The organism is Streptomyces sp. NPDC058664, assembly GCF_042716635.1.
Lineage (GTDB): Bacteria > Actinomycetota > Actinomycetes > Streptomycetales > Streptomycetaceae > Streptomyces.
On sequence record NZ_JBHXRW010000016.1, the window covers coordinates 1 to 14,671 of the forward strand.

General features: G+C 71.0%; 11 protein-coding genes. 7 read left to right on the plus strand and 4 right to left on the minus strand.

Features of this window, described 5'->3' with window-relative positions; translation table 11 throughout:
- Positions 1–144: 144 nt before the first annotated feature.
- Together ACFWUY_RS15175 and ACFWUY_RS15180 are read right to left on the minus strand one after the other, a co-directional pair.
- The gene (locus ACFWUY_RS15175) at positions 145–2,565 is read right to left on the minus strand and encodes an RICIN domain-containing protein (protein ID WP_384107417.1); all 2,421 of its coding nucleotides are present in this window, start codon (positions 2,563–2,565) and stop codon (positions 145–147) included.
- Positions 2,566–2,707: 142 nt separating this feature from the next.
- Positions 2,708–4,150, minus strand: coding sequence for an RICIN domain-containing protein (locus ACFWUY_RS15180; protein WP_384107419.1), 1,443 nt, complete (start codon positions 4,148–4,150; stop codon positions 2,708–2,710).
- Positions 4,151–4,571: 421 nt separating this feature from the next.
- Between ACFWUY_RS15180 and ACFWUY_RS15185 the strand changes: the two genes are divergently transcribed.
- On the plus strand, positions 4,572–5,567 hold the full coding sequence (locus ACFWUY_RS15185; RefSeq protein WP_384107694.1) for a LacI family DNA-binding transcriptional regulator: 996 nt from the start codon (positions 4,572–4,574) through the stop codon (positions 5,565–5,567).
- 320 nt (positions 5,568–5,887) lie between these two features.
- Here the strand turns inward: ACFWUY_RS15185 and ACFWUY_RS15190 are convergent, their stop codons facing one another.
- Complete coding sequence (locus tag ACFWUY_RS15190) at positions 5,888–6,886, minus strand: LacI family DNA-binding transcriptional regulator (RefSeq protein WP_384107421.1); 999 nt, start codon at positions 6,884–6,886, stop codon at positions 5,888–5,890.
- A 279-nt stretch (positions 6,887–7,165) separates the two neighbouring features.
- On the opposite strand from ACFWUY_RS15190, the gene ACFWUY_RS15195 reads away from it, so the two are divergent.
- The 4 genes from ACFWUY_RS15195 to ACFWUY_RS15210 all read left to right on the plus strand — a co-directional run bounded on the left by ACFWUY_RS15195 (position 7,166) and on the right by ACFWUY_RS15210 (position 12,393).
- Positions 7,166–8,092 (plus strand): carbohydrate ABC transporter permease, encoded by a 927-nt coding sequence (locus ACFWUY_RS15195; RefSeq protein WP_384107423.1) that lies wholly within the window; start codon positions 7,166–7,168, stop codon positions 8,090–8,092.
- Positions 8,093–8,095: 3 nt separating this feature from the next.
- Positions 8,096–9,082, plus strand: coding sequence for a carbohydrate ABC transporter permease (locus ACFWUY_RS15200; RefSeq protein ID WP_384107425.1), 987 nt, complete (start codon positions 8,096–8,098; stop codon positions 9,080–9,082).
- Between the two features lie 78 nt (positions 9,083–9,160).
- The gene (locus ACFWUY_RS15205) at positions 9,161–10,498 is read left to right on the plus strand and encodes an ABC transporter substrate-binding protein (protein WP_384107427.1); all 1,338 of its coding nucleotides are present in this window, start codon (positions 9,161–9,163) and stop codon (positions 10,496–10,498) included.
- A gap of 143 nt (positions 10,499–10,641) precedes the next feature.
- Complete coding sequence (locus ACFWUY_RS15210; protein WP_384107429.1) at positions 10,642–12,393, plus strand: beta-galactosidase family protein; 1,752 nt, start codon at positions 10,642–10,644, stop codon at positions 12,391–12,393.
- 219 nt (positions 12,394–12,612) lie between these two features.
- On the opposite strand, the gene ACFWUY_RS15215 is transcribed toward ACFWUY_RS15210, so the two are convergent.
- Positions 12,613–12,810: a hypothetical protein gene (locus ACFWUY_RS15215; protein ID WP_384107431.1), complete on the minus strand. Its 198-nt coding sequence runs from the start codon at positions 12,808–12,810 to the stop codon at positions 12,613–12,615.
- Between ACFWUY_RS15215 and ACFWUY_RS15220 the strand changes: the two genes are divergently transcribed.
- Positions 12,809–12,952, plus strand: coding sequence for a hypothetical protein (locus tag ACFWUY_RS15220; RefSeq protein WP_384107433.1), 144 nt, complete (start codon positions 12,809–12,811; stop codon positions 12,950–12,952). The two genes, ACFWUY_RS15215 and ACFWUY_RS15220, sit on opposite strands and share 2 nt — an antisense overlap.
- Positions 12,953–13,597: 645 nt before the next feature.
- Positions 13,598–14,629, plus strand: coding sequence for a hypothetical protein (locus tag ACFWUY_RS15225; protein WP_384107435.1), 1,032 nt, complete (start codon positions 13,598–13,600; stop codon positions 14,627–14,629).
- Positions 14,630–14,671 lie beyond the last annotated feature (42 nt).

Sequence of the window (14,671 nt, forward strand, 5' to 3'; positions counted from 1 at the left end):
CTTTTTATACTCAACCGCCCCCCCCCTCTATCACCCCCCCCCCTTGCGGCGCCCGCTTCTTTTGTTTATACCCCCCCCCCCGGGGGGGGGCCCCGGGGGGGGCGGGGCCGCACGGGGGGGGGCTCCGGCCCCGGCCCGGCGCTCCTAGGAAGTGCCGAGCTGCTGGCTGGTGGCCGTGCCGCAGGCGTACTGGACGACCTCGGCACCGTTCGCCGTGGAGCCGCCGCTCACGTCCAGGCACTTGCCGCTGTGGCGGGCGAGCAGGGTGAGGAAGCCGTCGGCCGACCTGTGCACCGACCACTGCTGGTTGGCGCCGCCGTTGCAGCCGTACTGGAAGACGACCGCGCCGTCGGCGGTCGACTCGTTGGTGACGTCGAGGCACCTGCCGCTGTGCCGGGCGACGACGTTGACGTAGCCACCGCCCGCCGGACGCAGGGACCACTGCTGGTTGGTCGCGGTGCCGCAGGTGTACGGGACGACCTGGGCACCGTCCGCGGTGGAGCCGCCGCTCACGTCCAGGCACTTGCCGCTGTGCCGCATCCGCAGGGGCGTCCAGGTGTCCGCTGCGACGGAGCGGAAGGTCCAGGACTGGTTGGACCCGGTCGTCGGACGGTAGGCGCCGACGGGCGCGCCGTCGCTCGTGGACTGGCCGCTGACGTCGAGCAGCTTGCCACTGGCGACGTTGACGAGGGTGTAGTGCCCCTCCCCCGTGGTGGAGAGCATCCACTTCTGGTCGGTGGAGGTGCCCGAGGTCACCAGGGCGAGGGAGTCGCCCTGAGCGGCGAGCGCCTTGCCGTGGGCGACGCTCGTGATCCGGTAGGCCGCGGTGTTGCCCCAGTCGGTCGAGGCGAGCTTGGTGAACTTCCACTGCTGCGCCGTGGTGCCGGGGCTGGAGGTGCGCTGGACCAGGGTGCTCTGGCCGTTGCTCGTGGCGACGGCCAGGGCCTTGCCGCTGTGGTCGTTGAGCAGCTGCCGCGCGGCGCCGGTGGGAGCCGTGGTGTCGGAGACGTTCACGCCCGTCGCGCCGGGCAGGACGAACGTCGTGACGGAGCCCGCGCCCACGGTGGTGGTGAGCGTCTTGCCGACGGGGGTGAGGTCGCTCTCGCGCTGGAGGTTCTTGGTGCCGTCGGTGGTGTAGCGCTGGACGGCTCCCGTGCCCACGTTCTGGAACCCGGCGAGGTTCAGGGTGAGCCGCTGCGGCTCACCGGTGGGGTTGGTGTGGACGACGACCGCGCCCTGGCCGGCCGGCCTGAGGGCGGCGAAGGTGTCGGCGTTGTCGGTGTTGATGACGCGGGCGCCCGGACGGACGAACTTGGTGTAGTTCGCCATCGCCCAGTACTTCTTGTTCCTGCGGAGGGGCTCGCTGGCCGCGTCCTCCGGGGTGAAGTCGGTCTGGATGAGGCCCCAGTTGGAGTTCTCGCGGTCCGGCGTCATGTTCTCGTAGTCCTCGACGGCCTGCCACAGGACCCAGGCGCGGGGTTCCAGCTCGCGGAAGTCCTCGTTGACGCGCTGGGTGAGGTCGAGGGCGGGGCTCATGTCGGTGAAGCTCTGCCCGACGCTGCCGCCGAGGTCCACCTCGGACATCCACAGCGGGGTGGCCGAGCCCTTGGCGATGTCGCGGACTCCGGTACGGCCGCCGGTGCCGTACGTGTGGGTGTTGAGCCGGCCGACCGCGGACTTGGCCGCCGGGTCGTAGGCGTCCCAGTTGTCGCGGAAGACGTTCGGGTTGGTCTCGTCCATGGCGGCGACGGGGGTGGTGACGCCGTCGGCGTTCAGCCGGGCGCGCATGGTGGTGATCATGCGCGCCTGGGAGGCGGGGGCCCAGTGGGAGCCCTCCTGCCGGCCGCCGGCCCGCCAGTAGTTGGTGTTCGGTTCGTTGATCGGGGAAAGGGTGTCGAAGGTGACGCCGGTGGCGCTCTCCGCGCGCTTCATGGCGCCGGAGAGGTACGTGGCGAACCGCTCGTACTGGTCGGAGCGCAGGTTGTCGTGGTTCGGGTCCCACGCTCCGGAGACGAGACCGCTGTTCGTCATGAAGTACGGCGCGGAGTTGGAGAAGGCCTCGAAGGTGTCGGCGCCTCGCGCCTTGGCGGCGGTGAGCCACCAGCGCTGGTTGGCGTCGGCGTTCGGGTTCCAGTGGGTGGGGTTGTCCGGGTCCCACCAGTCGGGGGACTCGGGCCCCGGACGGTTCCACCAGCCGGGGACGGCCGCGCCGGCCCGCATGTAGGGGGTGGTCTCGGGGCTGTCGCCGCCGCCGATGTTGTAGCGGGCGATGGTGAAGCCGAGGCCGTCCGCGCCGTAGAGGGCGTCGGCGAGCGCGTTGCGCTGGGCGTCCGGCCAGCCCCCGGTCACGTTGGCGAACCAGGCGAGCGCCGTGCCCCAGCCTTCGAACGGCTGCTGCTGGTAGCTGGGATCGGGACGGACGGTCACCGCCTGTCCGGTGCTCTCGGCCGCCACGGAGGTCACGGGGGTGAGGCCGGTCGCGAGGAGCGCGGCCACGGCGGCGGTGCCCAGGACCGCGCCGCTCCTGCGCACTCGGGTCGGGGGTCGTTCACGGGTGGGGGGCATGGTCGGTCTCCCTGAGTTGATCGTTGATCGCCGAGGGCCGCACGGACGGGGGACGGCGCGGCCGGGTGGTGCGGGCGGACGGTCGTGGGTGGGGCAGGCCCCGACGGGGGCGGGGCCTGCCCGGTGCGATGCCGGACGGCGGTCAGGCAGCCGTGCGGAGCCACTTCTGGTTGGCGGCGCTGCTGTTGCAGGTCCACTGGATGAGCGGCGTGCCGTCATTCGTGGACGTGTTCATGACGTCCAGGCACTTGCCGCTCGGTACGGCGGACAGCTGCACGGTGCTGCCGGAGCCGGTCACCCTCCACTGCTGGGCGGACGTACCGTTGCAGGTGTACTGCGCGATCGCGGCGCCGTTGGCGGTCGACCCGTCCTTCGGGGCGAGGCACTTGCCGCTGTAGCGGGCCACGATCTGCACCCGGCTGTTGCCGACGGACTCGAGCCAGAACTGCTGGTTGACGCTGTTGGCGCAGCCCCACTGGATGACGGCGGCGCCGTCGGCGGTGGAGCGGTCGGCGACGTCGGCGCACTTGCCGCTGTGCGCGGCCTTCAGCGTCTCCCACGTGCCGAGGCCCTGGATCGTGCCGGCGGCCGTGTCCACGGCGACCCGCGGGTAGTAGTCCATGGTCATGGTGGTCGCGCTGGGGAACTCCAGCGGGAGCCAGACGTACTGGGAGTCGTTGACCATGCCGCCGACGGAGTTGCCCCAGCGGTCGCCCATGTAGAGGTACGAGGTGCCGGCGGTGCCCTGGACGGTCAGGACGTACGCGGTCTGGGAGCCGTAGGCGGTCCAGTCGCCGATGTCCCGCAGACCGCTCCACTCGCCGGTGACGCTGGTGGCGGTGGCGTACTTCTGCTGGTTGGGGGACCAGCCGGTGGCGCCGGAGGTGAGCAGGAAGTAGACGTTGCCGCGCTTGAACATCGCGGGGGCCTCACGCCACTGCCCGGCCCAGAGCCTCTGCACCTGGGCGTCGATGTCGGTGTAGTCGGCCGTGAGGCGGTAGACGTGCAGGTCGGCGTTCTCGTTGGCGGCGGAGATCATGTAGCCGGTGCCGTCGGTGTCGACGAAGGTGGTGATGTCGCGGGACATGTGGCCCAACGGGCGGAAGCTGCCCTTCCAGGTGTAGTCGCCGTCCACGGTGTCCGCCACGGCGACGGCGGCGCGGGCCTCGCTGTAGTCGGTCGCGCTGCCCTCCTTGTGCATCCACATCACGAACTTGCCGGTGGCCGCGTTGTAGATGACCTTGGGCCGCTCGATGTTGGCGCCCGCCAGCTCGGGGTGGGTGGCCTCGGTCAGCACGTGGTTGCGGAACTCCCACGTCTTCAGGTCGGTGGAGCGGTAGGCGGAGACGTACCGGAAGCTGTTGTCGGCGTGGCGGTTCTCGCCGAACCAGTAGTAGTACGAGCCGACCTTGACGACCCCGCCGCCGTGGGCGTGGACGGGGTTGCCGTTCGGGTCGGTGAACCGGGTGGCGTTGGTGACGGTCACCGATGCCGCGTGGGCGGTGCCGGCGGCACCGAGGAGGGAGAGGAGAACGGCACAGAGCGCGGTGAGCACCGTGGCCGTCCCGGAGGATGTGCGTCGCATGATCGCGTACCTCGCGCTTGGAGGGGGACTGTCGGGTGTGGCGGTCGGGGCAGGCCTGGGCGCACCTCCGCCATGGGAGGGCTTGCGGTTGAGGGGAGCGCGCTGGTGGAGCCGGAAGGCGGCCGCCAGGGTGTCCGGCGCCGCCGACAGAAAGCGACCGCCGCGTCACGCGGAGATGCCACCTGGTCATGTTCGCGTTAACACGAGCGTTCGGGACGAGAGTTTGGGAGGGGTCACGGAGGCTGTCAAGGATCCGGACAGGATCCGCCGAAGATTGACCGGTCGGTATGTTTACGTCAACATATGGAGGGCCCCTCCGCGCGGGAGGTCTCCGGTGTCTTCTCGACGGAAGGTCGCGTGCATGGCGACGGACAACAGAACTCGGTCGCCCCGCTCACGGCCGGCCCGCCAGTGGCCGTCCATGGCGGACGTCGCCACGATGGCGGGCGTCTCCTCGCAGACCGTCTCCCGGGTGGCGAACAACCGGGAGAACGTCGACTCCGCCACCCGCGAGAAGGTGCTCTCCGCCATGCAGGCGCTCGGGTACCGCCCCAACACGGCGGCCCGCGCACTGGTCACCGGCCGGTTCGGAGCCCTTGGCGTGGTCAGTTTCGACGTGGGCGCGCACGGCAACGCCCGTACGCTCGGGGCGATCGCCGACGCCGCCCGCGAGGCCGGGTTCTCCGTGAACTTCATGGGCGTACGGGCCCAGACCGAGGCCGCCGTACGCCACGCGTTCCAGCACCTGATGCTGCAGTCCGTCGACGGCATCGTGCTGGTCGAGTCGCAGATGCTCGACACCCCGTCGCTGCGCCTGCCGCCGTCCATGCCGGTGGTCGTCGCCGACGGCGACACCGGCCACGAGTACCCCAACGTCGACTTCGACCAGGCCCACGGCTCCCACAGCGTGGTGTCCCACCTGCTCGGCCTCGGCCACCGTACGGTCTGGCACCTCGCCGGCCCGTCCGACTCGTTCGCCGCACGCCGGCGCGCGGAGGCCTGGCGCCGGACCCTGACGGACGCGGGCGCGCCCGTCCCGCCGGTGGTGCACGGGGACTGGTCGGCCAGGTCGGGCCACCAGGCCGGGCTCGACATCGCCCGGCGGCCGGAGGTCACGGCCGTCTTCGCCGCGAACGACCAGATGGCGATGGGTCTGATGCGCGCCCTGCACGAGTCGGGCAGGAGCGTGCCGGGGGACGTCAGCGTGGCCGGTTTCGACGACGTCGCCGAGGCCGCGTACCTCCATCCGCCCCTGACGACCGTGCACCAGGACTTCGAGGTGGTCGGCAAGCACTGCGTCGCGCTGCTGCTCGACCAGATCGAGGGCCGTACGGACGGTCCGCGGCGCAGGGCGGTGGAACCCGTCCTCGTGGTGCGTTCGAGCACGGCTCCGCCACGGCCGGGCACCACGTCCTGAAACCGCCCCGTCCCACTCCCGCCACCGGCCCCGCCGCACCGGCCGGCACGACTCACCCGTAGGCCGCTTCCGGCATGCCCGACCGGCCCCGGCCCTCGGCAGCCTTGCCGGGCCCGGCCGGCGCGGCCCTCCCGTCGGCCGCTTCCGCCGCGCCCGGATCGGCCTGCCCCTCCCGCGGACCGGCCCTCCCGCCGACCGGCCCTGCCGAGCCCGGCCCCGTCCGCCCGGCCCCGTCCGCCGAGCCCCGCCCGTCGGTCCCTGTCCGTCGCGTCCGGTCTGCGCGGCTCCCCGGCGCCGGTTTCCTCTCCCCCGGCGTACCGTCAGCGCGCCCCTCCGCGCCCGCCGGGGGGCGCCGTGCTGTCCCGTTCCACCAGGGTGGTCGGCACGAGCCGCACCCCCGTCACCGTCTCGCCCGCCAGCTCCCGCAGGACGGCGTCCACGCACAACGCTCCGACCTGCGCGAAGTCCTGGTGGACCGTGGTCAGGGGCGGGATGAAGGAGGCCGCCTCGGGGATGTCGTCGAAGCCGATGACGCTGATCTCCCCGGGGACCCGCACGCCCCGGTCGTGGAGGGCCCGCAGCACCCCGAGGGCCATCTGGTCGTTGGCCACGAACACCGCCGTGCAGTCGGCCTCGTCGGCGAGCCTCAGACCGGCTTCGTAGCCCGACTCGGGGGTCCAGTCCCCGCGCAGTACGGCGGGCACCGGACGCCCTTCCTCGCGCAGCGCCGCCTCCCACGCCTCGGCGCGGCGGCCCGCCGCGAAGGACTCCTCGGGTCCCGCGACGTGCCACACCGTGCCGTGACCGAGGCCGAGCAGGTGCCGCACCGCGGCGCGGGCGCCCTGCCGCTGGTCGGTGTCCACCACCGGGAAGCGCCCGGTGGCGTCGGAGTCCACCACGACCACCTTGACGTGTGGCGGCAGGGTGAGGGCGGCGGCGTCGAGCAGGTGCACCTCCATGATCAGCACGACGGCGTCGACCGCCAGCTCGTCGAGGCGCGTGAAGGCGCCCTTGACGTTGTCCTGGGTGGGCGCGTCGAGCGGGATGAGGGTGACCGCGTAGCCGGCGCGGGACGCCGAGCCGGCGATGGCGTCCAGGGTCCGGACGTTGCCCGTGCTGGTGAGCCCCATGGTGATGACGCCGATGGCCCGGAACTCACCCCGCTTGAGGGCGCGGGCCGCGCTGTTGGGGCGGTAGCCCAGCTCCTTCATCGCGTCGAGGACCCTCTTCCTGGTCGCCTCGACGACGGCCGCGTCGCCGTTGGAGACGCGGGACACCGTCTGCGAGGAGACCCCCGCCCGCTGGGCGACGTCCGCCATGGAAACACGGCGCGGCCGGGTGCGCGCCCCCCGTCGACCGTCGTTCACGGCTGCCGCCGACCGACCGGTCTCGTTCTGCTCGGTCACCCGAATCCCTCTCATTCGCTGCTACTTCGTGCTTGACGCCCCCCAGCGGGAATGTCACCATCACGCTACCGATGATTACGTAAACATTTCTCGTCGGCCAGCCCTCTCGAAGGGTCGGTTCCCGGCCTCAGGCCGCCTTCCACCCGTTCCCCGTCTCCGGACCGCTCGGTCACCGACGCTAGGACCCAAGCCATGACGCTCCTGTCGACGCGTGCTGCGGCAGCACCACCGCCCCGCCCACGAGCCCGCTTCCGCCTCCGCGAGGAGGCCCTCGTGGGCTGGGGATTCGCCGGCCCGTTCGTCGCGGTCTTCGGCCTCGTCTTCCTCGCACCGATCGGATACGCCGGATACCTGAGCCTGTTCCAGGACCGGCTCATCGGCGGCACCTCCTTCGTCGGTCTCGACAACTACGCCGAGGCCCTCACGGACCCCCGATTCTGGGACGGCCTGATACGGGTCGGCCTCTTCCTGCTGATCCAGGTCCCGGTCATGCTGGGCATCGCACTCCTCGCCGCCCTCGCGATCGACAGCGGCCGCCTCTACGGCAAGACCTTCTTCCGCGTCTCCATCTTCCTCCCGTACGCCGTGCCCGCCGTCGTCGCCAGCCTCATCTGGGGCTTCATGTACGGCGACCAGTTCGGCCTGGTCGGAAACATCAACGACGCGCTGGGCGTCACCCTCCCCAACCCGCTCTCCCCCTCCCTGGTCCTCGCCTCGATCGGCAACATCGTCACCTGGGAGTTCGTCGGCTACAACATGCTGATCTTCTACTCCGCCCTCAAGGTCGTGCCCCGCTCGCTCTACGAGGCGGCGGCGATCGACGGCGCCGGGGAGTGGCGCGTCGTGACCTCGGTCAAGCTGCCGGCCATCCGCAGCGCCCTGGTCATCGCCACGATCTTCTCGATCATCGGCAGCTTCCAGCTCTTCAACGAGCCGAGCATCCTGCAGAAGCTCGCCCCCAACGCCATCACCAACGACCTCACCCCCAACCTCTACACGTACTCGCTGTCCTTCGCGGGCCAGCAGCACAACTACGCGGCGACCGTGGCGATCGTGATGGGCGTGATCACCGCGATCATCGCCTACGCGGTCCAGCTGCGCGGCATGCGGAAGGGCTGAGCCATGACCACCTCCATGACCACCGCGGCCGCCGAGCCCACCCCGTCTCCCGCGGAGCAGCGGACCGGCGGCTCCCCCGCCACCTCGCACCGCGCCGCCCGCCCGGCCACGGCCGGGCGCCGCAAGCGGCTCCCGCACACCCCGCTCAACCCCCGCCCCAGCATCCCGCTGACCCTCGTCACCGGCCTGGTCCTCGTCTACACCCTGCTCCCGCTCGCCTGGCTGGTCATCAACGCCACCAAGAGCCAGCGGGGACTGCTCGACTCCTTCGGGCTGTGGTTCGCCGAGGACTTCAACCTGTGGGACAACATCACCCGCACGGTCACGTACGACGACGGCGTCTTCGTCCGCTGGCTGCTCAACACGCTGCTGTACGTCGCCGCCGGCGCGGGCGGCGCCACGATCCTCGCCGTCCTCGGCGGCTACGCCCTCGCGAAGTACGACTTCCCCGGCCGGAAAGCGGTCTTCGCGGTCGTCATCGGGGCCGTGGCCGTCCCCGGCACCGCCCTCGCGGTGCCCACCTTCCTGATGTTCAGCAACATGGGCCTGACCAACACCCCGTGGGCCGTCATCATCCCCTCCCTGATCTCCCCCTTCGGCCTCTACCTGATGTGGGTCTTCGCCGCCGAGGCCGTCCCCACCGAGCTCCTGGAGGCCGCGCGCATCGACGGCTCCGGCGAGCTGCGCACCTTCTTCACGATCGCGCTGCCGCTCCTCGTGCCCGGCACCGTCACCGTGCTGCTGTTCTCCATGGTCGCGACCTGGAACAACTACTTCCTGCCGCTGATCATGATCAAGGACCCCGACTGGTACCCGCTGACCCTCGGCCTCAACGCCTGGAACTCCCAGGCCCAGACGGCCGGCGGCGAGGCCGTCTTCGACCTCATCGTCACCGGTTCCCTGCTGACGATCGTCCCGATCGTGGCCGTCTTCCTGCTGCTCCAGCGGTACTGGCAGTCCGGCCTGGCCGCGGGCAGCGTCAAGGAATGACCGCCCGCCCCTGATCCTCCCCTCCCCCTCCCCTCCCGGAAGTCCCTCCCTCCGCACCATCGACCAGGAGCACCTCCCATGCGTACGCACGCCACCCGCAGACCGCTCGGCGCACTCGCCGTACTCGCCACGCTCTCGCTGACCGCCACCGCCTGCGGCTCCGACGACTCGGGCACCGGTGCCGGCGACGGCCCGAAGGACATCGCCGCCGCGCTCGAGAAGGGCGGAAAGGTGACGGTGTGGGCCTGGGAGCCCACGCTCAAGAAGGTGGTGGCGGACTTCGAGAAGAAGTACCCCAAGGTCGACGTCGAGCTGGTCAACGCGGGCACCGGCGACAAGCAGTACACCGCCCTGCAGAACGCGATCGCGGCCGGCGACGGCGCCCCCGACGTGGCGCAGATCGAGTACTACGCCCTCGGCCAGTTCTCCATCGGCAAGGCCGTCGAGGACCTCTCCCCCTACGGCGCCCAGAAGTACGGCACGACGTTCACGCCCGGCCCGTGGAACGCGGTCACCGAGGACAAGGCGATCCACGCCCTGCCCATGGACTCGGGCCCCATGGCGTTCTTCTACAACAAGAAGGTCTTCGACAAGCACGGCGTCAAGGTGCCGACCACCTGGGACGAGTACGTGGAGGCCGCCCGTACCCTCCACAAGGCCGACCCGAAGGTCTTCATCACCAACGACACCGGCGACGCCGGCGCCACGACCAGCCTCATCTGGCAGGCCGGCGGCCGCCCCTACAAGACCGACGGCACCGACGTCACGGTGAACTTCGCCGACGAGGGCACCAAGAAGTACACCGCCACCTGGCAGAAGCTCCTCGACGAGAAGCTGGTCGCGCCGATCAGCTCCTGGAGCGACGCCTGGTACAAGGGGCTGGCCGACGGTTCCATCGCCACCCTCTCCATAGGCGCCTGGATGCCGGCCAACCTCACCTCCGGCGTCGCCTCCGCCTCCGGCGACTGGCGGGTCGCCCCGCTGCCTCAGTGGGAGAAGGGCGGCAGGACGACCGCCGAGAACGGCGGCAGCTCGCTCGCCGTGCCGAAGGCCGCCAAGAACAAGGAACTCGCCTACGCCTTCACCGAGTTCGCCACCACCGGCGCCGGCGCGAGCGCCCGGGTCGCCGAGGGCGCCTTCCCCGCCACCCGCGCCGACCTGGAGTCGAAGGCGTTCCTCGACACCGAGTTCCCGTACTTCGGCGGCCAGCAGGCCAACCGGATCTTCGCCGAGTCCGCCCGCAACGTCGGCGAGGACTGGTCCTACCTGCCCTTCCAGGTGTACGCGAACTCCATCTTCAACGACACCGTCGGCAAGGCCTACGTCTCCTCGACGACGCTCGACGACGGCCTGAAGGCCTGGCAGGACGCCGGCGTCAAGTACGGCAACGGCCAGGGCTTCACCGTCAACAAGTAGCCCTGCCGCAGCGGGGCGGAGCCGCATCTCGGCTCCGCCCCCGCCAGCCCGGGAAAGGGCTTGCCACGTCCCCCATGTTTGCGTAAACATGCAGGGCTACGTCTCGACCCGCACGACCCTTCACGTACAGGAGCAAGCAGCGCATGCCCGTTCTCCAGACAGACAAGGCCGGATTCCTGCTCGACGGCCAACCCTTCCGTTTCCTGTCCGGCGGGCTGCACTACTTCCGGGTCCATCCCGAGCAGTGGCAGGACCGGCTCCGCAAGGCCCGGCTCATGGGGCTCAACACCGTCGAGACCTACGTCCCGTGGAACCTCCACCAGCCGCGCCCCGACCGCTTCGCGCTCGACGGCGGGCTCGACCTCCCCCGCTTCCTCGACCTCGCCGCCGCCGAGGGTCTGCACGTCCTGCTGCGCCCCGGCCCGTACATCTGCGCGGAGTGGGAGGGCGGCGGTCTGCCCTCGTGGCTGCTCGCCGAGCCGGACATACGGCTGCGCACCCGCGACCCCCGGTTCCTGGCCGCGGTGGACGACTTCTTCCAGCGCCTGCTGACCCCTCTCCGGCCCTCCCTCGCCTCGCAGGGCGGCCCGGTCCTCGCCGTGCAGGTGGAGAACGAGTACGGGGCCTACGGCGACGACACCGCCTATCTGGAGCACATCGCCGGCTCACTGCGCGCCTGCGGGGTCGACGTCCCCCTGTTCACCTGCGACCAGCCGGTCGACCTGGAGCGGGGCAGCCTCCCCGGCGTCCTCGCCACCGCCAACTTCGGCAGCCGCTCGGCCCACCATCTGGCCGCCCTGCGCGCCCAGCGCCCCGAGGGGCCGCTGATGACGACGGAGTTCTGGATCGGCTGGTTCGACCGCTGGGGCGCCCGGCACGTGGTCCGCGACCCCGACGACGCCGCCCGCGAGCTCGACGAGGTCCTCGCCGCCGGCGCCTCGGTCAACTTCTACATGTTCCACGGCGGCACCAACTTCGGCTTCACCAACGGCGCCAACGACAAGCACACCTACCGGCCCACCGTCACCTCCTACGACTACGACTCGCCGCTCGACGAGGCCGGGGACCCGACGGAGAAGTACACCGCCTTCCGTGACGTCATCGCCAAGTACGCGCCCGTGCCGGACGGTCCCGTCCCCGCCCCGGGCGCCAAACTGGCCGTCCCCGCGGTCGCGTTGACGGAGAGCGCCGAACTGCTGCCGAGCGCGGCCGCGCTCGCGCCGCGGATCGACTCCCGGCGACCGCTGACCATGGAGGAGCTGGAGCAGGACTTCGGCTTCGTCCTCTACGAGACCGCCCTGCCCGTGCGCGGCCCCGCCCTCCTCGAGGTCGAGCACGTCCGCGACCGCGCCCAGGTCTTCGTCGACGGGCAGCCGGTGGGCGTCCTGGAGCGCGAGAACCACGAACACGCCCTGTCCTTCTCGGTCCCCCGGGCCGGCAGCGTGCTCTCGGTCCTGGTGGAGAACCAGGGCCGGGTGAACTACGGCCAGGGCATCCACGACCGCAAGGGCCTGCTCGGCACGGTCCTCCTCGACGGCGTCGAGCCGGTGGCCTGGACGAACCGGCCGCTCCCGCTCACCGCCCCGGAGGACATCCCCTTCACGGCCACCACGACGACCCCCGTGGGCCCCACCTTCCACCGGGGCGCCTTCGAGCTGACCGAGGCGGCCGACACCTACCTGCACCTCGACGGCTGGACCAAGGGCAACGCCTGGGTGAACGGCTTCGCGCTCGGCCGCTACTGGTCCCGCGGCCCGCAGCAGTCGCTGTACGTCCCCGCCCCCGTCCTGCGCGCCGGTACGAACGAGGTCGTCGTCCTGGAACTCCACGCCGGCCCCCGGGCCCGTACCGTCGACTTCCGCGAGACGCCCGACCTCGGCCCCACCGAGGAGTAGGAACATCCGGTTACGGCCCGGGCCCGGACGCGTCCCGTACGCGCCCGGTTCCGTCCGCGTACACCCGAACCCCGGCCCGATCGACCGGACTCCCCGCCGTCCCAGCCCTCCCGGCACCCCGACACCCCGGGCTCCGCCGGGAAACACCTTCGTCCGCCGGCTCCGGCACGCCGAGAGGCCCGCTCCCCCGAAGGGAGCGGGCCTCGTCCGCGCGTCCGGTCAGTGCGGCAGCCCGACGGCCCGTTCGCCGTTGCGGCGCTGCTGGATCACCACGGCGGCGACGAGCGGGGCGCCCTGGGCGACGTTCTGCCAGAAGGTGTTGACGCCCTCGACCGTCAGGCCGTTCTCCAGGGCGCCGAGGAGGGCGACGGCGAGCACGCCGACGAACGCGCCGGAGCCGGTGCTGGTGAAGACCATGGCGCTGACGACGGACGCGACGCCGACCTGGGAGCCGACGGAGATGTCGAGGCCGCCGCAGATGATGACGACGGTCTGGACGATGGCGAGGAGGCCGGTGAGTGGCCGCCTCGACGATCACCTGGAGGTGGGAAGAGGCTGAGGCAGCTCTCGTTGAGGGCGCCGAACAGCCCGAGGACCACGACGAGCGCGTGGACATGTCATTCCCCTTGCCGGAACAGGCCGCACACGGCCGACCGGTGAGGCGCAGGATCAGTGAGGGACCCACGGGGAGCCGTGCGAGGAAGGCCGAACGGCACGTCCGCTCCCGGTCTGAGCGAGGGCGGACGACGAGGCTCTTCGGGCGAAGTCACTATGTTCAGCCGTTAACCAACTCGATGCGAGAAAGGAAATCGCCGTTTCCACCAGAAGTCAACAAACCGGCAAGAGGGTTCCCGATCGACACCGAGCCGCCACCCAAGAGGGAACAAGGCATAGGGGAGATCTCCCCACGCTCCAGCCCGGTCCGCGATCCGGCACCCCCCACAGCATGTTGGATCACGTTGGTTCTGGAGCGGTAAGCGCCAGGGGAGGTGGCGGGGTTGCCGGACATCCGTAGTGGGCAGGTTTGGAGAGCCGCAGGGGCGGGCAGCGTCCGGCCTCGGGGCAGCGGCGCCTGTCACCGACGTCCGGGAGCACGCGCGGCGCGACACACCCCTCCGGCATGCCGTGCGAAACACCCGGGGAGGCCGCTCGCATGGTGGTCCGCAGACCGAAGCGGGCCGAGGAGAGAAGGAGGTCGGTCCCTATGACCGTGCGTGCCGTCGAGCTCCCCCGGTTGTGGATGCCCTATCCGCTGCGGGTGAATCCCTGTCTCCCGGCCCTGCACGAGGAGAGCGAGACCTGGGCGCGCGCGATGGGCATGCTGGACGACCACGAGGGGCCGTCGACCGGCCGCGCGATCTGGACCCGGTCCGCGTACCGCGACATGACCGTCGACCAGCTCACCGCCTGGACCCTTCCGGACGCCTCACTCGCCGACCTCCGCCTCAACCACCGGTTCAACGTGTGGGCCCTCGCCTGGGACGACTACTTCGCCTCCGCGTTCAAGCACACCGGTGACCTCGCCGGCGCGATCGCCTTCACCGACCGGCTGCACGCCTTTCTGCGACCGGAGCCCGGCGCCCGGTTCCCGGAGCCGGCGAATGCCGTCGAGAGGGGAATCGCGGATCTTCAGCAGCACCTCTTCCCGCCCCGACTGGCGCACTGGCGAAACGAGTTCAACCGGGCCCTGGCGAGATACGTCGACGCGGGAGTCGAGGAACTGGCCAACAGCCGCAGCGGCCGCATTCCCCATCTGATCGACTACGCCCCCTTCCGGCGGGAGAGTTTCGCCGCCTATACCGCTCCCTATTCCGTCGAACTGGCGACCGGCGCGCGAATACCCGAGCAGATCCGGCACAGCCGGACCGTCCGGGCCCTGCTCGACGCCTTCATGGATTTCATGGGACTGGCGAACGACATCGCCTCCTACGAAAGGGAGGTGCACGAGGAACACGACGTCAACAACCTGGTCCTGGTCGTCGGAACGTCTCTGGGCATCACTCTCCACGGGGCCGTGCCCGCCGCCCTGCATCTCGTGAACGCCCGCTTGCGGGACTTCGAGCACCTCAGGCAGAGCGAACTGCCGCAACTCGTCCGGCGGTCCGGCCTCGACCGCGACGAGCGGGCCGAACTGGAGACGTGGCTCCGGGGAGCCTGCGCGTTCCTCTCCGGACTCCATGCCTGGTACACCGGAGCCCCCCGCTACGCCTCCGCGGACGCCTCGTTCCAGGAGTAGCGACACCGGACCGGCCCGAGAGACCCCGGACCGGCCCGACCG